Annotated in this window: 21 protein-coding genes; 13 read left to right on the plus strand and 8 right to left on the minus strand. The window is 66.6% G+C overall.

Features of this window, described 5'->3' with window-relative positions; translation table 11 throughout:
- The first annotated feature begins 61 nt into the window (after positions 1 to 61).
- The 7 genes from MNR01_RS10775 to MNR01_RS10805 all read left to right on the plus strand — a co-directional run bounded on the left by MNR01_RS10775 (position 62) and on the right by MNR01_RS10805 (position 5,361).
- Entirely contained in the window at positions 62 to 865 is an 804-nt protein-coding gene (locus MNR01_RS10775; protein ID WP_241917808.1) for a M48 family metallopeptidase, read from the plus strand.
- A gap of 132 nt (positions 866 to 997) precedes the next feature.
- A complete protein-coding gene (locus tag MNR01_RS10780) occupies positions 998 to 2,215 on the plus strand; it encodes a hypothetical protein (RefSeq protein WP_241917809.1) in 1,218 nt (405 codons plus the stop codon).
- Between the two features lie 173 nt (positions 2,216 to 2,388).
- The gene (locus MNR01_RS10785; RefSeq protein WP_241917810.1) at positions 2,389 to 3,063 is read left to right on the plus strand and encodes an energy transducer TonB; all 675 of its coding nucleotides are present in this window, start codon (positions 2,389 to 2,391) and stop codon (positions 3,061 to 3,063) included.
- A 76-nt stretch (positions 3,064 to 3,139) separates the two neighbouring features.
- On the plus strand, positions 3,140 to 3,892 hold the full coding sequence (locus MNR01_RS10790; protein ID WP_158732005.1) for a MotA/TolQ/ExbB proton channel family protein: 753 nt from the start codon (positions 3,140 to 3,142) through the stop codon (positions 3,890 to 3,892).
- A 42-nt stretch (positions 3,893 to 3,934) separates the two neighbouring features.
- A complete protein-coding gene (locus tag MNR01_RS10795) occupies positions 3,935 to 4,357 on the plus strand; it encodes a biopolymer transporter ExbD (RefSeq protein WP_241917811.1) in 423 nt (140 codons plus the stop codon).
- A 15-nt stretch (positions 4,358 to 4,372) separates the two neighbouring features.
- Positions 4,373 to 4,789, plus strand: a complete 417-nt coding sequence (locus MNR01_RS10800; RefSeq protein ID WP_241917812.1) for a biopolymer transporter ExbD — start codon at positions 4,373 to 4,375, stop codon at positions 4,787 to 4,789.
- A 158-nt stretch (positions 4,790 to 4,947) separates the two neighbouring features.
- The gene (locus tag MNR01_RS10805) at positions 4,948 to 5,361 is read left to right on the plus strand and encodes a biopolymer transporter ExbD (protein WP_241917813.1); all 414 of its coding nucleotides are present in this window, start codon (positions 4,948 to 4,950) and stop codon (positions 5,359 to 5,361) included.
- 80 nt (positions 5,362 to 5,441) lie between these two features.
- On the opposite strand, the gene MNR01_RS10810 is transcribed toward MNR01_RS10805, so the two are convergent.
- From MNR01_RS10810 to cls, 4 genes are all read right to left on the minus strand, one after another.
- Positions 5,442 to 6,227, minus strand: a complete 786-nt coding sequence (locus MNR01_RS10810) for a pyridoxine 5'-phosphate synthase (protein ID WP_241917814.1) — start codon at positions 6,225 to 6,227, stop codon at positions 5,442 to 5,444.
- Positions 6,228 to 6,267: 40 nt separating this feature from the next.
- Positions 6,268 to 6,753 carry a hypothetical protein gene (locus MNR01_RS10815; RefSeq protein ID WP_241917815.1) on the minus strand — a complete coding sequence of 162 codons (486 nt, stop codon included), beginning with the start codon at positions 6,751 to 6,753 and terminating at the stop codon, positions 6,268 to 6,270.
- Positions 6,754 to 6,918: 165 nt separating this feature from the next.
- Complete coding sequence (locus tag MNR01_RS10820) at positions 6,919 to 7,185, minus strand: hypothetical protein (RefSeq protein ID WP_241917816.1); 267 nt, start codon at positions 7,183 to 7,185, stop codon at positions 6,919 to 6,921.
- A 118-nt stretch (positions 7,186 to 7,303) separates the two neighbouring features.
- Positions 7,304 to 8,740, minus strand: a complete 1,437-nt coding sequence (gene cls / locus MNR01_RS10825; RefSeq protein ID WP_241917817.1) for a cardiolipin synthase — start codon at positions 8,738 to 8,740, stop codon at positions 7,304 to 7,306.
- A gap of 224 nt (positions 8,741 to 8,964) precedes the next feature.
- On the opposite strand from cls, the gene MNR01_RS10830 reads away from it, so the two are divergent.
- Both MNR01_RS10830 and MNR01_RS10835 read left to right on the plus strand, forming a co-directional pair.
- On the plus strand, positions 8,965 to 10,023 hold the full coding sequence (locus tag MNR01_RS10830; protein WP_241917818.1) for an autotransporter outer membrane beta-barrel domain-containing protein: 1,059 nt from the start codon (positions 8,965 to 8,967) through the stop codon (positions 10,021 to 10,023).
- Between the two features lie 97 nt (positions 10,024 to 10,120).
- On the plus strand, positions 10,121 to 11,209 hold the full coding sequence (locus MNR01_RS10835; protein ID WP_241917819.1) for a PA0069 family radical SAM protein: 1,089 nt from the start codon (positions 10,121 to 10,123) through the stop codon (positions 11,207 to 11,209).
- Between the two features lie 148 nt (positions 11,210 to 11,357).
- On the opposite strand, the gene MNR01_RS10840 is transcribed toward MNR01_RS10835, so the two are convergent.
- Positions 11,358 to 13,163 carry an SLC13 family permease gene (locus MNR01_RS10840; protein ID WP_241917820.1) on the minus strand — a complete coding sequence of 602 codons (1,806 nt, stop codon included), beginning with the start codon at positions 13,161 to 13,163 and terminating at the stop codon, positions 11,358 to 11,360.
- A 117-nt stretch (positions 13,164 to 13,280) separates the two neighbouring features.
- Between MNR01_RS10840 and MNR01_RS10845 the strand changes: the two genes are divergently transcribed.
- Positions 13,281 to 14,414: a PAS domain S-box protein gene (locus MNR01_RS10845; protein WP_241917821.1), complete on the plus strand. Its 1,134-nt coding sequence runs from the start codon at positions 13,281 to 13,283 to the stop codon at positions 14,412 to 14,414.
- Complete coding sequence (locus MNR01_RS10850; RefSeq protein WP_158731994.1) at positions 14,414 to 14,848, plus strand: response regulator; 435 nt, start codon at positions 14,414 to 14,416, stop codon at positions 14,846 to 14,848. Before MNR01_RS10845 ends, MNR01_RS10850 begins: the two co-directional genes overlap by 1 nt.
- An 18-nt stretch (positions 14,849 to 14,866) precedes the next feature.
- On the opposite strand, the gene MNR01_RS10855 is transcribed toward MNR01_RS10850, so the two are convergent.
- The 3 genes from MNR01_RS10855 to MNR01_RS10865 form a co-directional block, all read right to left on the minus strand.
- On the minus strand, positions 14,867 to 15,610 hold the full coding sequence (locus tag MNR01_RS10855; RefSeq protein WP_241917822.1) for a 2OG-Fe(II) oxygenase: 744 nt from the start codon (positions 15,608 to 15,610) through the stop codon (positions 14,867 to 14,869).
- A 70-nt stretch (positions 15,611 to 15,680) separates the two neighbouring features.
- Positions 15,681 to 17,096, minus strand: a complete 1,416-nt coding sequence (locus MNR01_RS10860) for a sigma-54 dependent transcriptional regulator (protein ID WP_241917823.1) — start codon at positions 17,094 to 17,096, stop codon at positions 15,681 to 15,683.
- Between the two features lie 296 nt (positions 17,097 to 17,392).
- Positions 17,393 to 18,445, minus strand: a complete 1,053-nt coding sequence (locus MNR01_RS10865; RefSeq protein WP_241917824.1) for a class 1 fructose-bisphosphatase — start codon at positions 18,443 to 18,445, stop codon at positions 17,393 to 17,395.
- A gap of 163 nt (positions 18,446 to 18,608) precedes the next feature.
- Between MNR01_RS10865 and MNR01_RS10870 the strand changes: the two genes are divergently transcribed.
- Positions 18,609 to 20,072: an NIPSNAP family protein gene (locus MNR01_RS10870; protein WP_241917825.1), complete on the plus strand. Its 1,464-nt coding sequence runs from the start codon at positions 18,609 to 18,611 to the stop codon at positions 20,070 to 20,072.
- Between the two features lie 76 nt (positions 20,073 to 20,148).
- On the plus strand, positions 20,149 to 20,832 hold the full coding sequence (locus MNR01_RS10875) for a YafY family protein (RefSeq protein ID WP_241917826.1): 684 nt from the start codon (positions 20,149 to 20,151) through the stop codon (positions 20,830 to 20,832).
- The last annotated feature ends 12 nt before the right edge of the window (positions 20,833 to 20,844 follow it).

The raw sequence follows: 20,844 nt of genomic DNA on the forward strand, positions 1-20,844 counted from the left end.
ACGAAGTGTTAATCCGGCGGACGTTACAACGCGTCATCAACCTGAAGCGGGATTCCCCGAGATGAAGCAAGTTCTGCTCGCAGTGGCAGTGGCCACCGTTGTCACCGCCTGCGCCACGTCCACCTCGCCCACCGGGCGAAAGCAGTACGTTGGCGCCGTCTCGCAGGAGCAGCTCGACCAGATGGGCGCCCAGGCCTTCGCCGAGGCCAAGGCCAAGCAGAAGGTCAGCAACGATGCGCGCATGAACGCCTACGTGCGCTGCGTGGTCAACGACATCACCCGCGAACTGCCGCAGGGCTGGCAGACGAACTGGGAAGTCGCGGTATTCGAGGACAGCTCGGCCAACGCTTTCGCCCTGCCCGGCGGCAAGGTCGGCGTGAATACCGGCATCTTCACCGTCGCCAAGAACCCGGACCAGCTCGCCGCAGTGATCGGCCACGAAATCGGCCACGTAGTCTCGCGCCACCACGACGAACGCATCACCAAGCAGCAGGGCACCTCGACGCTGCTGGGCATCGGCAGCGCGATCCTCGGCTCGGCCTATGGTTCCGGCGCGGCCAACGCCGCCGGCCAGATCGGCGGCGCCGCGGCGCAGACGTTCTACCTGCTGCCGAACTCGCGCACCCAGGAATCGGAAGCGGACGTGGTCGGCCAGGAGCTGGCTGCCAAGGCCGGTTTCGATCCGCGCCAGGCCGTGAATCTTTGGCAGAACATGGCGGCAGCAGGTGGCGAGCGCGCTCCGACCTGGCTGTCGACCCACCCGGATCCGGCCTCGCGAATCGGCGAACTCAGCGCCCGTGCCGGCAGCCTCATGCCCGTTTACGAGCAAGCCCGCGCCTCCGGCCATACGCCCAAGTGCGGGTGACCGTGTGCAGGGAACGTGAATCAGGACAGAAAACCCCGTATCGCTCGCTATCTCGTTTCTGATAGCGTGACGCCCCCTTGGCCTTGCCACCGAACCGCCCGATTACGTGCGGCCGCAGATTTGAGGTGATCGATGAACAGCTTCTCCCGCCGTAACCAACGCATCCTGGCCGCCGCCATCAGCGCGGTCCTGGTGTTCGGTGCGGTCAGCCAGGTCAATGCCCAGTCGGCACAGTCGCGTTCCGACGCCCGCCGTGCCGAGAAGGAAGAGGGCAAGAAGAGCTCGGGCAAGGTCACCAACGAATATCCGCAAGCCACGCGGCAGTCGCCCGATGCCAAGGCATCCAAGAAGGGCACACCGCAGCTGCAGAAGATGATGAAGCTGTATGACGACGAGAAGGGCGCGGAAGCCCGCGCCATCGCCGACGAGGTCATCGCCATGCCGGAAGCCAACGCCTACGACAAGGCGTTCGCCTCGCAGATCGCCGCCCAGGTCGCCTATGACAGCGACGATACCCCGGGCGCGATGAAGTACCTCAAGCAGGCAATCGACGCCAATGGCCTGGACAACAACGGCCACTTCGGCGCGATGTTGATGCTCAGCCAGCTGCAGCTGCAGGAAGACCAGTACGCCGAGTCGCTCAAGACCATCGACCAGTTCCTGGCCGAGACCAAGAGCCAGAAGCCCGAGCACCTGATCATCAAGGGCAACGACCTGTACCGCCTGGAGCGCTACAAGGACGCCGCGCCGGTCATCAAGCAGGCCATCGACCTCAGCCCCGAGCCCAAGCCCGAGTGGCAGCAGCTGCTGATGGCGACCTACGCCGAGTCCGGCGAGTCCGGCGAAGCGGCCAAGATCGCCGAAGGCCTGGCGGCCAAGAGCCCGGGCGACAAGCGCGCCCAGCTGAACCTGGCGGCCGTGTACCAGCAGAACGACATGCTGGACAAGTCCGCCGCCGTCCTCGAGAAGCTCCGCGCCAGCGGCCAGCTGACCGAGGACAAGGAATACCGCCAGCTCTACGCCACCTACCTGAACATGGATGGCAAGGAGAAGGAGGCGATCGGCGTGATCAACGAGGGCATGCAGAAGGGCATCGTCAAGCCCGACTACCAGACGTACCTGGCCCTCGCACAGGCGTATTATTTCGCTGACCAGCCCGCCCCGGCGATTGACGCCTACAAGAAGGCGGCCCCTCTGGCGCCGGACGGTGAGGCGTACCTGAACCTCGCCCGTGTCCTGTGGCAGGAAGATCGTATTCCCGAGGCAAAGGATGCCGCCAAGCAGGCGCTCGCAAAGGGTGTTAAGAAGCCCGACGACGCCAAGAAGATCATCGCGTTGCCTGGCAAGTAACGAGTTGAACGCCGGACTCGATTCGGCAACGCGAAATCATCCAATTGCACTTGGTCCAATGAGCGCAATTTGGTATATGCTAGGAGGTTCCCGCGGCTCGAAGTAGCTGCGGGAATCGTAACTGACGGCCCGAGGCGCCCTGGCGTCCGGAAATACCTCCCGAGCTACGGCGCATGACGCAAGACCTCGAAATCCACGCAAGAAATGATGACGACCGCGAAGGTCTGAACTGGGCGCGTATCGCCGGTGTGACCATGGCGATCGCTTTCCATGTCGCGGCCCTGCTGCTTTTGCTCGCTCCTATGGCCCCTCCGGCCCAGCAGCAGCAAGAGGAAGACGTCACGTTCGTCAACCTGATCAAGCCGCCGCCGCCGCCCCCGCCGCCGCCGCCGCCGCCGCCTGAGCCCCCCAAGGAGCTCAAGCCGCCGCCGAAGCTGACGCCGCCGCAGCCGACGCCGTTGCCGCCTCCGCCGGATGAACCGCCGGTGCTGGTAGACGACCCGAGCCCGGTTGACGTGGCCGCGCCGCCGCCGAGTCCCCCGTCGCCGCCGGCTCCGGCAACGACGATTGGCTCCAGCGTCGACCCGTCCTCGAAGCGGCTCAACCCGCCCAAGTACCCGCCGACCGAAGCCCGCCAGGGCGTTGGTGGCACGGTAGTGCTGATCATCACCATTGACGGCCAGGGCAATGTCCTGGACGTCGCGGTCGAGAAGTCGAGCCGTAACCGAAACCTCGACCGCGCTGCAATGGACGCCGCCCGGAAGTGGAAGTTCAACCCCGAGATGCAGAATGGCGTTGGCGTAACCAGCCGCGTCCGCGTCCCGGTCGATTTCGTCCCGCCGACCTGATCGGGGTCACGGGACAAGTTGTAGGCAATCCGTAATACCTCTTTCCTTCTTTCCACGACATTCAAAGGTAAGCGTCATGCTGCAGGAAACCACCACCGCTGCGACCGCCGGAGGCTCCAACGCCGAGGCACTCCAGCAGATGAGCTTCGCGCATCTGTTGCAGAACTTCGACCTGGTCGGCTGGGTCGTATTCCTCACCCTCGCCATCATGTCGATCCTCTCGATCTACTGGATCGTGGTGAACTTCGTGAAGAACCTGCGCCTGCGCGCCAGTTCTGATCGCGTGGTCAGCACGTTCTGGGAGACCCCGAACGCACAGGACGCCATCCGCTTCATGGAAGAGCAGGGTCGCTTCGAGCCGTTTTCGAAGATCGCTCTCGATGCTGCCCAGGCAGCAGCCCACCACCAGCGCCACGAAGGTTCGCGCCTGGTCGAGTCGCTCAACCGCTCCGAGTTCGTTGACCGCGCCCTGCGTCAGGGTGTGACCCGCGAGTCCTCGAAGCTGGAAGCCGGCCTGACCGTGCTCGCCACCGTCGGTTCGACCGCTCCGTTCGTCGGTCTGCTCGGTACCGTTTGGGGCATCTACCACGCCCTGATCCGCATCAGCGCCACCGGCCAGGCTTCGATCGACGCCGTTGCGGGCCCGGTCGGTGAAGCACTGATCATGACCGCCATCGGCCTGTTCGTCGCAATCCCGGCGGTGCTGGCATACAACTTCTTCACCCGTCTGAACCGCGTTACGAACAACAAGTTCGATACGTTCGCTCACGACCTGCACGACTTCTTCGCTACCGGCTCGCGCGTCGGCGAAGTTGTCAGCAAGCGCTAAGCAATAACCGACGCCCTCTCGCAGTAGGTTTGGAGTTCGTACATGGCCTTCAGTACAGGCAACGATAGCGGCGGCCCGATGGCCGAGATCAATGTCACGCCGCTCGTCGACGTGATGCTGGTGCTACTGATCATCTTCATGATCACCGCACCGCTGATGTCGCATAAGGTCCAGGTCGATCTTCCAGAAGCGAATCTGGACAAGCGTAACAATGAGGCTCCGCCGACTCCGCCGATCAACATCGCGGTGGAAGACAACGGAAACCTCTATTGGAACGATGAGCCGGTGACCAAGGACCTGCTCGAGAGCCGTCTGTCGATCGAAGCGCAGAAGACCCCGCAGCCGCAGATCAACGTCCGCGGCGACAAGACGACCAAGTACCGCATCGTGTCTGAAGTGGTGCAGATTGCGCAGGCCCAGGGCATGCGCAAGGTCGGCTTCATGGCGCTTAAAGAACCTCGCTAATCCGGAGATCCAGGTATGGCATTTGCATCGAAATCCGGTGGCGGTCCGATGGCGGACATGAACGTCACGCCCCTGGTGGACGTGATGTTGGTGTTGCTGATCATCTTCATGGTGACAGCGCCTCCTCTGACGTATCCGATCGAAGTAAACCTTCCGCAGAAGTCGCTTAACCCACCGCCGCAGACGAGAGAGCCGCCGCCGCCGATCAGGCTGCGCATCGACGCTTCGGGTCAGGTGTATTGGAATGACGCGCCGCAGCCGCTCACCGCGATCGAGAACATGATGGAAGTCGAGGTCCAGCGCGACCCGACCAACCAGCCGATGCTCGAGATCGATACCAGCCCGGATGCCGATTACGGCATCCTGGCCAAGGTGCTGGCCCACGCCAAGAACGCTGATATGGATAAGATCGGCTTCGTCCAGAACGATTGACCGATCGGCTTCGCTTACCGTCGTGAAGACGCCGCCTCCGGGCGGCGTTTTTTTTGCGTGTTCGCCGCAACGGCATGGCGGTCCTGACGCGCCACTTGCCTGCCCCCGGCGGACGGGCGTAGCGTGGAATCGGGCATGGGGCCCCATGGAGGTTGCATATGGCCGTCTCCTCGTTCTATCTGTCCGACTCCCGCCAGGGCGAGCATCGCGCCGTCGCCCAGATCAACATCACCCCGCTGGTCGACGTCCTGCTCGTATTGCTGGTGATCTTCATGGTGGCTGCCCCGGCCCTGACCGGTCGGCTCGACATGCGCCTGCCACAACAGACCACCATCAACCGCGGCAAACCGCCGCCGCCGGTGGAACTGCGTGTTGGCAGCGACGGCGGGTATCGGCTCGATGGGACAGTGCTGACGCGCGACCAGCTGACACCGGCGCTACAGGAACTGGCGCGCCAAAATCCGCACGCCGTGCTGAAGGTCGCCTCCGACGCCGAAGCCGACTACCAGGGATTCGCCTGGGCCCTCGCCGAAGCGCAGCGCAGCGGCCTGCGCGACATCGCCTGGGAGTAACCCGCACGGCAGTGCACCCCACCCGGGCTACCCAACGTAGCCCGGGTAAGGCCAAAGGCCGCACCCGGGGACGCGCCCGGTCACCGCCCCGTCGCCGCCCTGGAACGCGCAGACAGAACGCGCAGATACGAAGCGACAGTCGCCTCGATCCCCTGATAGAGCGCCTCGCCAATCAGCGCATGGCCGATCGACACTTCCAGGATCCCGGGCACGCGATCGAGGAAGAACCCTAGATTGGCCTGGCTGAGATCATGGCCAGCGTTAACGCCCAGGCCCGCATCCACGGCGCGGCGTGCGGCCTCGGCAAACTGCGCCGTCATCGCATCCGCCATCCCCGCTGCAAACGCCTCGGCAAACGGACCGGTGTACAGCTCGACGCGATCGGCACCGACAGCCGCCGCATGACCGATGCCTTCCCTGCCCGATTCCGTATGCGCATCGGCAAACAGACTGACGCGACAACCCATCGCCTTGAGCGCGTCGACATACGGCCGCAGCGATTGCGCATCACCGACGAAATCGAAGCCGTGATCCGACGTGAGCTGCGCATCGCCGTCCGGCACCAGCGTCGCCTGCGCCGGACGCACCCGTTCGCACAACGCCAGGAAGCCCGGATAGCCGGCACGCGCGGGCGCAAATGGATTGCCTTCGAGGTTGAACTCGACGCCGCGGTGCCGGGTCAGCTCGGACAGCGCATACACATCGTCGGCGCGAATGTGCCGCGCATCCGGACGCGGATGCACGGTGATGCCATGGGCACCGGCGTCCAGGCATGCAGTCGCGGCCGCGACGACACTGGGCTCGTCACCGCCGCGCGAATTGCGCAGCACCGCGATCTTGTTGACGTTGACGCTCAGGACGGTCATGACGCCATGCCCCGGCGCCGCGACGAAATGGACTGTCGACTCACTTGCACGCTTCGCTGTTGTGTTGGTAGATCACCGGCTCCCAATAGGTCTGCCCGATGATGTCGCTGCGATTGGCTTCGATCAGATGCGCTGCGAGAAGGTAGGTGGTGTTGGGTTGCACGTCCAGCTCGATGGTCTTGTAGCGATCCGATTGCTGCACGCGCTGGCGAAGCTGCATGCCGGTGAACTGGTTGTCGTCGATGGCCTCGGCGACCTCGAGCGTGTGCTTGCCGGCGCTGACGCGGAAGCTGCGCGCGGACGTCGGTCCGGGCAACTCGCCGTCGACGTTCATGAGTCGCGCGCGATAGAGGTCCTTGCTGCGCGGTGCGACGTCGAACACGCTGATGCGCCCGCAACCGGCGACGGCCGGTGCCACACTCGTGGCTGCCGGCGCACTCGCCGGATCGACCTGGGACGCCGGTTGCGCGGAAACCACGAACGCCATGCCAAGCAGCGGCAGGCAGTACAACGCGGACAGGTTCATGACAGGTCTCCTGTGATCGGACGCACACGCCGCGCACGAGCGCAGCGTGGCCTGCGGCGCGGCCATGCTAGCAGGCGTCATGCGGCGGGCCGCGTGAAACCCGGCCTGCAGGGACTGGTGCGAAGCATCCGCCAGACCGGCAGAAGCCGGCCTGGCCGTCGTGCCTCAGGCCGCCGGCGGTGTGCCGGGCGGGCTGCCGGCGGCGCTACGCCGGGCCTCGGCCTGTTCGCGCAGGCGACGCAGTTCCATCGGGTCGAGCATCATCGACGAGTCGCGGCTCTGGCTGTCCACGCGCTGGGCGAGCAGCTTCATCACCCAGGCCAGTGCCAGGGCCAGCGCCAGCAGCAGGCAGATGACCAGCACCGGCACCGACGTCGTCTTGAACGCGACCGCCAGGGCGGCCAGGGCGATTAGCAGTAAGAGCCAGTGCATGGGGCGATGCTCCGAATTTGGATTGCGATAGCGCCGGCAGTTTAGCCTGCGCCGCCGCGACCGAATCACCCGATTACCGGCTCGCCGCGACCGCCGGTCAGTCGTCGCGGGCGAGTGTCTACAGCACCGGTGATACCAGCCGAGCCAGGGCTTCGGGAACACGCGTGCCCCACAGCGGCCGGGCGCGATCGTCGCGCACACGCGGCGCCAGGTTGCACTCGCTGTGGATGAGCTCGGCCAGCTCGGCGCCCACGGTGCGATCGCGGAACATCACCGACACCTCGAAGTTCAGCCGGAAGCTGCGGTGGTCGAAATTGGCGCTGCCGATGATTGCGAGATCGTCGTCGCACAACAGTGCCTTGCTGTGCAGCATGCGCGGGCCGTATTCATGGATCTTCACCCCGGCCGCGAGCAGCTCGTCGAAATAGGAGCGCGCCGCCAGGGTGACCAGTCGGCTGTCGCACACCTTCGGCACCAGCAGGCGCACGTCGAGCCCACCGAGCGCAGCCGATGTGAGCGCCATGCGCGCCGCCTCGCCGGGGACGAAGTACGGCGTGACCAGCCAGACGCGACGCTGCGCCGAATGGATCGCCGCAACATGCAGCCGATGGATCGCTTCCCAGTCCGAATCCGGACCCGACACCAGCACCTGCGCCGAGATCGGGCCCGGCCGCGGTGGAGGATTGTGCAACCGCAACGGATCCTGGCCGGTGGCGTAGGCCCAGTCCTCGACGAACACCAGCTGCAGCTCGCGCACCACGTCGCCTTCCAGCCGCAGGTGCAGATCGCGATACGCGTCCTTGCGCAGGCGCTCGTCCTCGTCGTCGGTGATGTTGATCCCGCCGGTGAAGCCGACCAGACCGTCGATCACCACGATCTTGCGGTGCGTGCGCATGTTCAGCCACGGCCGCTTCCAGAACCAGTACGCCTTCATCGGATGGAACCAGGCGACCTCGGCGCCGGCATCGACCAGCGGCTGCAGGAAGCGGCGCCTGGTCTTGCCCGAGCCGACGGCGTCGAGCAGCAATCGCACTTGCACGCCGGCCCTGGCGCGCTCGACCAGCGCGTCGCGCAGCGAGGCTCCGGTGCGGTCGGGCAGGAAGATGTAGTACTCCAGATGGATGTGTTCACGCGCCTGCGCAATCGCCGCCAGCAGCGCGGTGTACTTCGCGCCGCCGTCGATCAGCAGCTCGGCGCGGGTTGCGGTGATCGGCGGCAGGCCGGTGGTTGCCTGGGCGAGTCTGGCCAGCTCGATGGCATCGGACGAGGGATGCATCCCATCCGGCGGCGGCGGCAGCGACGCCCGCGCGCGTCCGCGCCGCAGTCGCTGGCGATGGATCCGTTGCGGACCGAAGAAGTAGTAGATCAGGAAGCCGACGTAGGGCAGCGCCGCCAGGCTGATCAACCAGCTCAGCGTGGCCACGGGCTCGCGCTTCTGCAGCACGATCCACAAGCCCAGCCATACCAGGTAGCCGATCCATCCCAGCACCAGGTACAGCCGCAGGTGCGGGATATCCAGGAACCACGACCAGGCCAACTGCAGGGCTTCGAGCATGAGACGCCTCCATTCGGGCTGGTCAGGAACCTGTCCAGCGTTGGCAGGCCGGTCCAAGGCTAAGCCGCGCGCGCGAACTGCGCAAAGGTTCGCCGACGGCAGCTGCAGAACAGACGCGTCGTTGAGGCGAATCGTATGGATACGGCGTGCACCGCTATCTAGCCTTGCGGGCCAATGGCAATCCCATTGCCGGCGCACTGAAACGACAAGGACCGTACTCACCGATGAACAGCAAACTCCTGATCGCAGGCATCCAGCTGGTGCTGGGTCTCAGCCTGGCCGCCAATGCACAGGCGCAACAGGCACCAGCACTGGCGCCGCAGGCGTCATCGTACCTGGTGCACAACAACGGCCTGTTCGCCTTCGGCCAGCAGACCATCAGCTCCCTGCACCAGCGCCTGGGCGAGACCGGCGCGGGTCATCGCCCGGGCGAAGGCAACGGCGAATTCTTCACCCGCGGCTTCGGCGGCCAGAGCGAGTACTACAGCGACCTGTCCGCATCGCAGCTCGGCTATGACTACGAGCAGGACGTCTATGGTCTGCAGCTCGGCGGCAACTGGCTCAAGCTCCAGGGCGAGACCGGCAGCCTGCGCCTGGGCGCGGCGCTCAGCGCCGGCAAGTCGTACATCGAACCCGGTCTCGGCAGCGGCGGACGCCGCCTGCCGCTCGCCGCCGGACACGAGACAGTCGACGCCAGCAGCGTGGTCGCCACGGTGACGTGGCAGCAGGACTCGGGCTGGTATGTCGATGGCCTGGTCGGTGCCAGCCAATACCGCGGCGACGTGCGCGCCGCCACTGGCGGCCGTGCCGTGCGCCTGGATTCAAACGACGTCTTCGCTTCCGTCGAGACCGGTTACCAGTGGGTACTCGGCGAAGGGCTGATCGTGGAACCGCAGGCGCAGGTGTCGTGGCAGAAGCTCGATACCGATCGCGTCGCCGACAACAGCGGTGTCGTCGTCGACCTCGGGACGCCGGAGCTGTTCGTCTGGCGCGTCGGCGCGCGTGCGCTGTTCTCGCCGTCGGTGGGCAGCAACGGCTCGAGCCTGACCCAGTATGTGAAGTTCAACTACATCGACAGCGAAGGCCCTGATCAGCGGGCGTTCCTGTCCGGCGAGCGAGTCGCCACCGGCGCATACGGCAACACGGCCGAGTTTGGTTACGGCCTGACCGCGACGATGCGCAACCGCGTGTCGCTTTACGGCGACTTCTCCCTGCAGCAGGAAATCGGCGACGCCAGCCGCGAAGGCTGGGCTGCCAGCGCCGGCGCGAAGTGGGTGTTCTGAGCCCCGCCGACCGGCACGACCACCGGGGGGCGCCGCGAACGCGCCCCCGCATGGGCAGTCTCAGCCACTGCGACGCCGCCGGCGTACGATCGGCCGGATGGACGACGCCCGCAAAGCCCAGCAGCCGATCAAGGGTCGCGGCGCGGCTTCTCAAGTCGATGGCCGTTACGCGGTCACCATCGCGCGTGGCGAGGATGACGGCTGGGGATCGGTCTACGAAGACCTGGCCGAACCCGCCCGCCCGCAGACGCAGGTCACCGAAGAGCGCGCGCGAAGCATCATCAGCCGCAACGACTCGCCGGACATCGCCTTTGGCCAGTCGGTCAATCCGTACCGCGGCTGCGAGCACGGCTGCGTGTACTGCTTCGCCCGGCCCTCGCACGCCTACCTCGACCTGTCGCCGGGCCTGGACTTCGAAACGCGCCTGTTCGCCAAGACCAACGCGGCAGAGCGCCTGCTGGCGGAACTCGCGCGCCCCGGCTACCGCTGCGTGCCCATCGCGCTGGGCATCAACACCGACTCCTACCAGCCGATCGAGCGCCGCTACGGTGTCACCCGATCGCTGCTCCAGGTACTGTCCGCCTGCTCGCACCCGTTCAGCCTGATCACCAAGAACGCCGCCGTCACGCGCGACCTCGACCTGATCGCGCCGATGGCCAGGCGTGGACTGGCAACCGTGTACTTCTCGGTGACCACACTCGATAACCACCTCTCCGCCCGCATGGAACCGCGCGCCTCCGCGCCGCATTCGCGGTTGAAGGCGATGCGTGCGCTGGCCGACGCCGGCGTGCCGGTCGGGGTGATGGTGGCGCCGGTGATCCCGATGATCAACGACCAGGAGATCGAGCACATCCTCGAAGCCGCGCGTGAGCACGGCGCCGGCTCGGCCGGCCACGTGCTGTTGCGTCTGCCGCACGAACTCAAGCAGGTCTGGCGGGAATGGCTCCACCTGCATTACCCGGAGCGTGCCGCGCACGTGATGAGCCTGGTCCAGCAGATGCGCGGCGGCAAGGACTACGACAGCGCATTCGGCAGTCGCATGCACGGTCAGGGACCGTTCGCACAGCTGATCGAGCAGCGCTTCCGCAAGGCACACAAGCGCCTGGGCTACGGGCGATTGCCGCCGCTGGACACGTCCGCATTCGTGCCGCCGCGCAAGCCCTCACCGCAGGGTGAGCTGTTCTAGCCGTATTGCGCCGCGTGACAGACATGCAAACGATCGCCGCGACCGTGATGCCGCGGCGACCCTGCACCATTACCCATCACTCACCGCCGAGAATGGCGTCTGGTAGCTGACTCGCTTGCAGGCATACCACCAGAACAATTCGCAGGCCTCATCCGCCCGGCAACAGCGGCCCGCCCAGCCACAGCCAACGTGACATCCAGGCACTGACCAGCGCGATCAGCGCAGTCAGCGGCAGGCCGATGCGCAGGAAGTCCGAGAACCGGTACTGGCCCGGACCCAGGATCAGCAGGTTGCCGTGGTGGCCGATCGGCGTCAGGAACGCGACCACCGCGCCGAGTGCCGTGCAGACCACGAACGGGGTCGGCGCCAGTCCCAGCGATTGCGCAAGTTCGACCGCGACCGGCCCGAGCAGCACTGTCGTCGCCGCATCGGACAGGATCTGCGTCAACAGCGCAGCGACGGTGAACATCACCAGCAGCACCGCCAGTGCCGGCCATCCCGCGACCAGATGCAACAGGCCCGAGGCGAGCAGCTGCGCCGTACCGGTCTGCTCCATCGCGATACCGAGCGGAATCACGCCGGCGATCATCACGAAGATGCGCACGTCGATCTCGCGGTACGCCTGCTCGACATCGACGCAGCGCGTGGCCACCATCGCCACCGCGCCGAGCAGGAACGCCAGCGGTGCCGGCAGCCATTCGGTCGCGGCCGCGAGCACGGTCAGGGCGAGTATCGCCAATGCGACCGGCGCACGCACGCGCCGGCGTGCCTCGCCGGCGAATGGAACGAGCATCAGGAAGCCATGGTGCGCGGCAAGCTCGGCGAACTGCGAAGGGCGGCCCCACAGCACCAGCAGGTCGCCTTCGCGCAGGCGCGCTTCCGACAGCCGCGGTGGCGCGTCGCCATCGCGCCGCCACAGGCCAGCGATCACGGCGTGGAAGCGGCGGGCAAAGTCGAGTTCGCGGATGCTGTGGCCGATGAACTCCGAAGCGGGCGCGACCACCGCCTGGACCAGTTGCGCGTCGCCCTCGCCGCTTGCCTGCGCCCGATAGCGGGCGATCGGCTGCAGGTCCAGGCCAGGATCGTCATGCAGCGACGCCAGCGCATCGGCCGACGCCTCGACCAGGAGGATATCGCCGACGAGCACGCTCGACTGTGCTGCCAGGTCGTCGCGCAGCTGGCCGTCGCGCAGCCAGCCGACCAGCCGGAAGCCCTCACCCTGTGCCTTCTGCAATTCCGCCAGCGGCCGCGTGTTCCAGCGCGAGCCCTCGACCACGACCAGCTCGGTCCTGTAGCGGTCCAGGCGCAGGTAACCGTCGTCGCTCAGTGCACCGAAGCGTCGCGGCAGCAGCCAGCGGGCGAGCAGCATGTAGACCACGCCAATGGCCACCAGTGCCAGGCCAATCGGCGTGATCGAGAAGATGCCAAGGCCCTGCGCACCGGTGCGCTCGATCAGGTTGTCGGCGAGCAGGAAGGCCGGTGCGCTGACCAGGGTCAGCGTGGTGCCAAGCGAAGCGGCGAACGACATCGGCATCAGCAGGCGCGATGCCGACATGCCGCGCTGGCGCGCGAACCGCGTCAGGATCGGCAACATCATCGCCGTCACCATCACGTGATGGGTGAATGACGACAGCGCCGCCACGGCCGGCATCACCACCGCGATAGAGCGGCTCTCGCTGTGGCCGGCGGCGCGGCCGATGCCCTGGCCGATGCGCTCGGTGATGCCGGTCGCCGCGAGCCCGCCGGAGATCACGAACACCGCTGCAACGATGATCGCCGGTTCGCTGGCGAAGCCCGACAGGGCCTGCCGCGCATCCAGGACGCCGGCCAGCACCAGTGCCAGCAGGGTGAGCATCGCGGTCACGTCCACGCGCAGCCGCTCGCTGATGAACAGATACAGCGAGCCGGCCAGGATCAGCAGGAACAGCGCTTGGTGGGCTTGTTGCAGGTCCATGCCGGCCATTGTGCTGGATCGGCCCGCATGGCCATGGTTCCCAACCCGTGCACCACCCCGTCACAATCGGGTTGGATACACTCCGCCATTGCGGCAGGTTCAGAGTCACCCATCCCGATGAGCAACATCACCGGCCAAGAAACCGGAGTCGACCGCTTCCGGCTTGCGATGGCCGCGTCCGGGGTCGGCATGGCCATCGTCGATCTGAATGGACACTGGATCGAGGTCAATCCGGCATTTGAACGCATGTTCGGCTACAGCGCTGCCGAGGTGGTCGGCCGTCCAACGGTCGCCTTCACCCATCCCGACGACATCTCGCTCACGCAGGCCTACCTGCGCGGCCTGATCGATGGCAGCATTCCCACGCTCGACGCGCAGAAGCGCTATCTGCATCGCAGCGGCGAGACCCTGTGGGCCCACATCAACATTGCCGTGATGCGCGACGACTTTGGTGCACCCCTCTACCTGCTGGTGCAGCTGCGGGACATCAGCGCGCAGCGCGCCGCCGAGCTGGCGCTGGAATCGCGCGCAGAAGCCGAACACGCCGCGCGCGACGTCTCCAATCGCCAGCTGCAGCTTTTTGCCGATGCGGTCTCGCACGACCTGCGCGCGCCGCTGCGCTCGATCGAGAGTTTCTCGGCGCTGCTGGCCGACCGCGCCAACGATCGCCTCGACGACACCGACCGCGATTACCTGGCGCGCATCCGCGCCGCCGCGGCGCGGATGAGCGGCCTGCTCAGCTCACTCAACGACCTGTCCTACGTCACCCGCGCCGAACTCAAGGCAAGCACCGTCGACCTGAGCCTGCTGGCCGACTGGGTCGGCGCCGAGCTGCAGGATGCCGATCCGCAGCGCCGCGCCGAGATCCGCGTGCAGCCGGACCTGCAGGTCGAGGGGGATGAACGCCTGCTCAAATTGTTGCTGGTGCAGTTGATGGACAACGCATGGAAGTTCTCGCGTGAACGCGAGCCGATCCGCATCGAAGTCAGCGGCCACCGCGATGGCGACACGCTGCAGGTGCAGATCCGCGACCAGGGCATCGGTTTCGACATGCGGTATGCTCATAAGCTGTTCGAGCCATTCCAGCGGCTGCACGGACCGGACCAGGGGGGTGGTCACGGTCTGGGGCTGGCGATCGCCCGACGCATTGCAGAGCGGCATCGCGGCTGCGTGCGGGCCGAATCCCAGCCTGAAGCCGGTGCGATCTTTACCCTCGAGTTGCCAGTTACCGCGACAGAGGACGGTATTTGATGCACAAGGAAATTCTGCTGGTCGAGGACAATCCCGACGACGTCGAGCTGACCCGGCTCGCCTTCGACGAGGCCAAGATCGCCAACCGCCTGATGGTGGTCGGTGACGGCGCCGAGGCCCTCGACTATCTGTTTGCCCGCGGCAAATACAGCGATCGCGACCCCGAGGACCTGCCCTCGATCATGCTGCTCGACCTCAACCTGCCCAAGGTCGACGGTCGCGAAGTGCTGCAGGCCGTACGCGCCAACGAAGCCACGCGCACGCTGCCGGTGGTGGTGCTGACGACCAGTGCCGAACCCTTCGACGTCGAAGCCAGCTACGCGCTGGGCGTCAACAGCTACATCCAGAAGCCGGTCGACTTCGAGCAGTTCGTCTGGGCGGTCAAGCAGGTTGGCCTGTACTGGCTCGTACTGAACCACCCGCGCACGGCGTAGCGGCCCAGGCCGCCCGACTCATCCTGCGCCGAACAACTGCTCGGCGCGCTGGAACAGCACCCAGCTGGTCGCGATGAACTTGTCCCCACCCTTGGGCCGGTTGCCGCGATGGGTGTGTGTGAACGCTGCCGGTGCGATCAGCAGACTGCCCGTGCGCGGCACGATCTTGCGCTGCTGGTAGAGGAACTCGGTCTCGCCTTCCTCGAAGCCATCGTTGAGGTAGACGGTCCACAGCAGGTGCCGATGCAGCGTTTCCGCGCGCGGATCGCGCGGGTACAGCTCGCAGTGCCAATAGGGATAACCGCCGCGGTTGGCGCTATAGCGCTGCAGGTTGATCGAGCCCGGCCGCAGCACGGTCCGGATGACCGGGGCCAGGTCTTCATCGTCCATCGCCGCCATCCGCTCGGGAGTCAGGCGATGGCTCTTGCCGTCGGTGCCGGGGGTTTCCAGCATCAGCGGCGCGATCAGCGTGTGCGGGTAGCGGCGCAGGTAGGCGATCACGCCGCGGAACACCGCCAGGTTCAACGTCGTCTCGACATCGCGCCAGCCTTCGCGCCCGCTGATCGTGAGGTCGCGGCTGTCCTTGAGGTCGGGCATCACGCCACCGCCGACGCGTCCGGGAACCGTGTCGCCGCTGGCGCTGAAGCGCTCCACCAGGCTCGCGCACTGGTCGGGCGTCAGCACATCCGGATAGACCTCGATGAAGTCGTTGTCCTGGGCGAGGCGATCGCCGGCAACGGGGGCTGCGGGTTGGCTGGACATGCAGGAGGCAGGGAATCCGGCGGCAGCGGCCATCCTCGCACGCCGCCGGTCCGCCGTCTAAACCGTGCCCTCAGGCGATGCTGATGGTGTTCGGCGACTCTGGGTCGGAGGCGCGCAGGCCGTGGCGCTGCATCAGCCGGTACAGCGTCACCCGCGACACGCCCAGCTCGCGCGCGACATCGACCAGCCGACCGCGGTTGCGGTGCAGCGAATGCTCGATCGCACTTCGTGTGGCGGCATCGCGGACTTCGTCGAGCGTAGGTGGCGGTGTCGCCAGTGCGTTCTCGATGTGCAGGTCGGCCGCCGTGATCAGCCGGCCCTCGGCCATCACCACCGCCTGGCGGACGCGGTTGATCAGCTCGCGCACGTTGCCCGGCCAGCCGTGGCTGTGCAGGGCCTGGCGCGCACACGGGGCGAAGCCCTTGAGCGTGCGATGGCCTTCCTGCGAATAGCGCTGCAGCGCGTACTCGGCGATGCGGTCGATGTCGCTGCCGCGCTCGCGCAGCGGCGGCTGTTGCAGCCGCAGCACGCACAGGCGGTGATAGAGGTCGGCGCGGAAGCGGCCGTCGGCAACGGCGACATCGAGGTCATGGTGGGTGGCGGAGATGATGCGCACGTCGATCGGGATCTGCTCGTGGCCACCCAGGCGCTCGATGCTGCCCTGCTGCAGGAACCGCAGCAGTGAGGCCTGGCTTTCCAGCGGGAGGTCGCCGATCTCGTCGAGGAACAGCGTGCCGCCGTTGGCCATCTCGATGCGGCCGAGCTTGCGCTGCTGCGCGCCGGTGAAGGCACCGCGCTCGTAACCGAACAGCTCCGACTGGATCAGGCTATGCGGGATCGCACCGCAGTTGATCGCCACGAACGGATGCGCATGCCGGCGCGAATGCCGGTGCACCGCCATCGCCGCCAGTTCCTTGCCGGTGCCGGTCTCGCCTGCGATGAACACCGGCGCCTCGGTCAGGGCGGCCTTGCGCAGCGTGCGGCAGAGCGTTCGCATCGCCCCGCTCTCGCCGATCATGCCGTCGAAGCCGGCTTCGCTGGTGACGTCGCCGCCTTCGCACGCCAGGCCAGCCATGCCGTGGGCGTGGCCGATCACCGTGTTCATCACCGCTTCCGGGCACGGCAGCGTGAGGTAGTCGTAGCAGTAGTCGCGGATCAGCTTGCGCACCGGCTCTTCGTCAAGCTGGCGCGCATCGATGCCGGCGACCCAGCCGACGTTGGCAGCCGACAGCGCGCCGCCGAACTCGGCCAGGTCCTGTTGCGTGAAGCCCTCGCGCAGGTCGATCAGCGCCGCATGCGGTTGCCGCGGATCCCGTTGCAGGATGCGCAGCACGCTGCGCGCATCGGGCGCGCGGCGCAGGTTCCAGCCCATCTGCTGGAGGCCGCCCAGGGCCAGCACGCGGCCGGCGCCGCCGCGCGTGACATAGATCAACTCACGGGCACCGGGATCGCCCGACAGGGATTCCTGCGTTCCTTCGATCGCCATCTGCGTCTCCGTCTCCGGTTCCGTATGCGTGTCCGGACAGGCACTGCTGGCGCATTTCGTACGCGCCGGGTCCGGCCGCGCTGCCTGTAACCCGTAGGGCCTGTTCGAAATGCATTAACAGGCACTGCCGTGGCTGGCAAATCCTGCCACCACACATAGATACGCAGTGTTATTTACGGCAGGGATGACGATGAACGGTCAAAAAGAAGACGCAGAACCACGCATGGCGCCGGCACGAATCGCGCCAGCGTGGTTCAACTTCGTGAGTGCGGCGTGCGATCGCGCCGCACGCGCATTCAGTGTGCCGCGTTGTTCTCGTCGTGCTCGCGGTGGTAACGCACCGCAGCCTCGACTTCGCTCTTCGAGCCGAGGAACACCGGCACGCGCTGGTGCAGGCCGGTCGGCTGCACTTCGAGCATGCGCTGGCGGCCGGTGCTGGCGGCGCCGCCAGCCTGCTCGACCAGCATGCTCATCGGGTTGGCCTCGTACATCAGGCGCAGCTTGCCGCCCTTTGCCGCGCACTTGCTGTCGAGCGGGTAGCTGAAGATGCCGCCGCGGGTGAGGATGCGGTGCACGTCGGCGACCATCGATGCGACCCAGCGCATGTTGAAGTCCTTGCCGCGCGGGCCTTCCTTGCCGCTGAGCAGATCGCCGACGTAGTGCTGCATCGGCGCTTCCCAGAAGCGCTGGTTCGACATGTTGACCGCGAACTCCCTGGTCTCCTCCGGGATGCGCATGCCACGCGTGGTCAGCACGAAGCTGCCCACTTCGCGGTCGAGGGTGAAGGCATGCGTGCCGTTGCCGATCGTCAGCACCAGCATCGTGCTCGGGCCGTAGGTGCAGTAACCGGCTGCGACCTGGGCCGTGCCGGGCTGCAGGAAGTGCTCGTCCTGCGCGTGGGTGACGCCCTCGGGGCAGCGCAGCACCGAGAAGATCGTGCCGACGGAAATATTGACGTCGATGTTGGAGCTGCCGTCGAGGGGATCGAACAGCAGCAGGTAGTTGCCACGCGGATAGACGTCGGGAATCGGCTGCGAGGTGTCCATCTCCTCCGAGGCCAGGCCAGCGAGGTGTCCGCCCCAGGCGTTGGCTTCGAGCAGGATCTCGTTGGACAGCACGTCGAGCTTCTTCTGCGCCTCGCCCTGGATGTTGATGCTGGCCTCGCCGGCCGCACCCGCGTCGCCGAGGACGCCACCGAGCGCACCCTTGCCGACTGCGATCGAGATCGTCTTGCAGGCGCGGGCGACCACTTCGATCAGCAGGCGGGCATCGGCATTGATGCGCCCGGCGCGCTGCTCCTCGATCAGGTGGCGGGTCAGGGAGATGGATTGCGGCGTTGAGTTCGACATGGGCACGGCGGGCAGCGGCAACGGGGGCGCCATTGTCGCCGATGCGGCTGACCTGGGCACCACTGCCCACCACGCAAACGACGCGCGGCTGCTGACAGGAGGCTGGCAGCAGCACCGCCGCAATCTGTATCCGTGCGATTGGCACGCCGGCGGGAGCGCCGCAATGGGCATCGACAATGCGGCCAGCAGGACGGCCGGCAACATCCAACCGACGGTCTGCCCGGTCATCAGGCCAGCCATCCGCTCGAACCGGCCCGTCGCCGGCACCGTCGACCGCTATCGCCGCCTGCTGCTGCAGCTGGCCGCCAGCGCGCAGGCGCTGGTGCTGCTGCCTTTGCGGGCGGTCGCCCGCCCCGAACGGGCCTCGACGCCTGGAGCCCCCGCGATGAACGCCGGACCCGTCGCCGATGGACGCCACGATTTCGACTTCCTCCATGGCCAGTGGCAGATCCGCAACGAGCGCCTGAAACAGCGCCTGGCCGGTTCCACGGACTGGGAGATCTTCCACGCCAGCCAGTGGTGCCAGCCCATGCTCGGCGGGATCGGCAACGTCGAAGATTTCGTCAGCGACTGGCACCGCCCCGGCAGCGACGAGCGCTTCATCGGCATGACCCTGCGGCTGTTCAGCCCGGAATCGAGGCAATGGAGCATCTACTGGGCCGGCAATCACGACGGCCGCCTGGAACCGCCGATGGTCGGGCACTTCGACGACGGCACCGGCACGTTCCGCGGCCATGGCGAGCATGACGGCCGGCCGGTACAGGTGCGTTTCCTCTGGAACCAGGTCAGCGCCAACACCGCGCACTGGCAGCAGGCGTTCTCGCAGGACCAGGGTGAAACCTGGGAAACCAACTGGCACATGTGGTTCCGCCGCACCGACGGCGAAGGCCATCTGCTGCACGACGATGGCGTGATCGAGCTGCGTCAGTACGCGCTGCGGCCCGGGCGTCGCGACGATCTGGTCGAGCTGTTCGAGCGCGAGTTCATCGAGCCCCAAGAAGCCGTGGGCATGCATGTGATCGGCCAGTTCCGCGACCTCGACGACGACAACCGTTTCGTCTGGATGCGTGGCTTCCCCGACATGTCCATTCGCGCAGAGGCGCTGGGCGGCTTCTACGGCGGGCCGACGTGGGCCCGTTATCGCGACGATGCCAACGACACCATGGTCAACAGTGACGACGTGCTGTTGCTGCGTCCGGCGCGACCTGATTCGGCGCTTGCCAGCAGCGGGCCGCGTCCGGCGCAGGGCGGTGCGACTGACGTCGAAAAGGGTTTGCTCGAAGCCGGCATCTGTTACCTCGATGACCCCGCCGACAGCAGCTTCGTCGCCCGCTTCGAACAGCACCTGGCGCCGCGGTTGCGCGCAGCCGGCGCCGAACTGATCGGCGTCTATGTCACCGAGTCCGCGCCCAATACTTTCCCGCGCCTGCCGGTGCGCGAGGGCGAGCCGGTGCTGGTGTGGTTCGCGCGCTTCACCGATGTCGATGCCCATCATCGCTACGAGTCGGCGTTGCTTGCCGATGGACTATGGAACACTGCGGTCGCGCAGGCCCTGCTCGATGGCCTCAGGCAACCGCCGCAGCGACTGCGGCTGGCGCCAACCCGGCGCTCGGAGCTGCGCATATGAGACGCACGACAACGATCGGGCCGTTGTTATCGCTAACGCTCATTGAGCCGGAGGCGCGGGCGGGCGATCATGCCGCATGCGCCGCGCCGACCGCCTCTTCCTGCTGATCCATGCCCTGCGTGGACGCCGTTCCGCCATCACTGCACAACGACTGGCCGAGACCCTGGCCGTGTCGTTGCGCACGGTCTACCGCGACGTTGCCGACCTGCAGCGTTCCGGCGTGCCGATCGAAGGCGAGGCAGGCGTCGGCTACATGTTGCGCAAGGGTTCGGACATCCCGCCGCTGATGTTCACCGCCGACGAACTCGAAGCCCTGGTGGTCGGTACGCGTTTCGTCCGCGCCTTCGGTGGCGTGCGACTGGGACGCGAAGCGGCCGCGGCGCTGCTGAAGATCGAGGCCGTGTTGCCACCGGAGTTGCGCGAGCGAAGTGAACGTACGCGCATATTCGCGCCCGAAGTCGATCGGCTGGAGAACAGCGGGTTGATCGACGACCTGCATGCGGCCGTGACCAGCGCACAGGTGCTGCGCATGCGCTACCGCGACAACGACGCGCGTGCCAGCGAGCGCGAGATCGAACCGCTGTGCCTGGCATTCTGGGGCGGCAGCTGGACGCTTGGGGCGTGGTGCCGCCTGCGTGCGGACTTCCGCAACTTCCGGCCGGACCGGATCGTTAACTACTCGCCCACCGGGGAGACGTTCGTCGAGAGTCGCGAGCGTGGGCTGGCGGCGTATCTGCGGGCGGCGAATCCGCAGAAGTAGTTCGCGCGCATG

This window comes from Lysobacter sp. S4-A87 (genome assembly GCF_022637455.1).
Lineage (GTDB): Bacteria > Pseudomonadota > Gammaproteobacteria > Xanthomonadales > Xanthomonadaceae > Lysobacter_J.

Coding starts and splice junctions, on each gene's coding strand:
- MNR01_RS10870 (WP_241917825.1), top strand. CDS start 18,609: ATGGGCATCGACAATGCGGCCAGCAGGACGGCCGGCAACATCCAACCG.
- MNR01_RS10835 (WP_241917819.1), top strand. CDS start 10,121: ATGGACGACGCCCGCAAAGCCCAGCAGCCGATCAAGGGTCGCGGCGCG.
- MNR01_RS10785 (WP_241917810.1), top strand. CDS start 2,389: ATGACGCAAGACCTCGAAATCCACGCAAGAAATGATGACGACCGCGAA.
- MNR01_RS10790 (WP_158732005.1), top strand. CDS start 3,140: ATGCTGCAGGAAACCACCACCGCTGCGACCGCCGGAGGCTCCAACGCC.
- MNR01_RS10860 (WP_241917823.1), bottom strand. CDS start 17,096: ATGGCGATCGAAGGAACGCAGGAATCCCTGTCGGGCGATCCCGGTGCC.
- MNR01_RS10810 (WP_241917814.1), bottom strand. CDS start 6,227: ATGACCGTCCTGAGCGTCAACGTCAACAAGATCGCGGTGCTGCGCAAT.
- MNR01_RS10780 (WP_241917809.1), top strand. CDS start 998: ATGAACAGCTTCTCCCGCCGTAACCAACGCATCCTGGCCGCCGCCATC.
- MNR01_RS10830 (WP_241917818.1), top strand. CDS start 8,965: ATGAACAGCAAACTCCTGATCGCAGGCATCCAGCTGGTGCTGGGTCTC.
- MNR01_RS10840 (WP_241917820.1), bottom strand. CDS start 13,163: ATGGACCTGCAACAAGCCCACCAAGCGCTGTTCCTGCTGATCCTGGCC.
- MNR01_RS10875 (WP_241917826.1), top strand. CDS start 20,149: ATGCGCCGCGCCGACCGCCTCTTCCTGCTGATCCATGCCCTGCGTGGA.
- cls (WP_241917817.1), bottom strand. CDS start 8,740: ATGCTCGAAGCCCTGCAGTTGGCCTGGTCGTGGTTCCTGGATATCCCG.
- MNR01_RS10800 (WP_241917812.1), top strand. CDS start 4,373: ATGGCATTTGCATCGAAATCCGGTGGCGGTCCGATGGCGGACATGAAC.
- MNR01_RS10850 (WP_158731994.1), top strand. CDS start 14,414: ATGCACAAGGAAATTCTGCTGGTCGAGGACAATCCCGACGACGTCGAG.
- MNR01_RS10855 (WP_241917822.1), bottom strand. CDS start 15,610: ATGTCCAGCCAACCCGCAGCCCCCGTTGCCGGCGATCGCCTCGCCCAG.
- MNR01_RS10815 (WP_241917815.1), bottom strand. CDS start 6,753: ATGAACCTGTCCGCGTTGTACTGCCTGCCGCTGCTTGGCATGGCGTTC.
- MNR01_RS10865 (WP_241917824.1), bottom strand. CDS start 18,445: ATGTCGAACTCAACGCCGCAATCCATCTCCCTGACCCGCCACCTGATC.
- MNR01_RS10795 (WP_241917811.1), top strand. CDS start 3,935: ATGGCCTTCAGTACAGGCAACGATAGCGGCGGCCCGATGGCCGAGATC.
- MNR01_RS10820 (WP_241917816.1), bottom strand. CDS start 7,185: ATGCACTGGCTCTTACTGCTAATCGCCCTGGCCGCCCTGGCGGTCGCG.
- MNR01_RS10775 (WP_241917808.1), top strand. CDS start 62: ATGAAGCAAGTTCTGCTCGCAGTGGCAGTGGCCACCGTTGTCACCGCC.
- MNR01_RS10805 (WP_241917813.1), top strand. CDS start 4,948: ATGGCCGTCTCCTCGTTCTATCTGTCCGACTCCCGCCAGGGCGAGCAT.
- MNR01_RS10845 (WP_241917821.1), top strand. CDS start 13,281: ATGAGCAACATCACCGGCCAAGAAACCGGAGTCGACCGCTTCCGGCTT.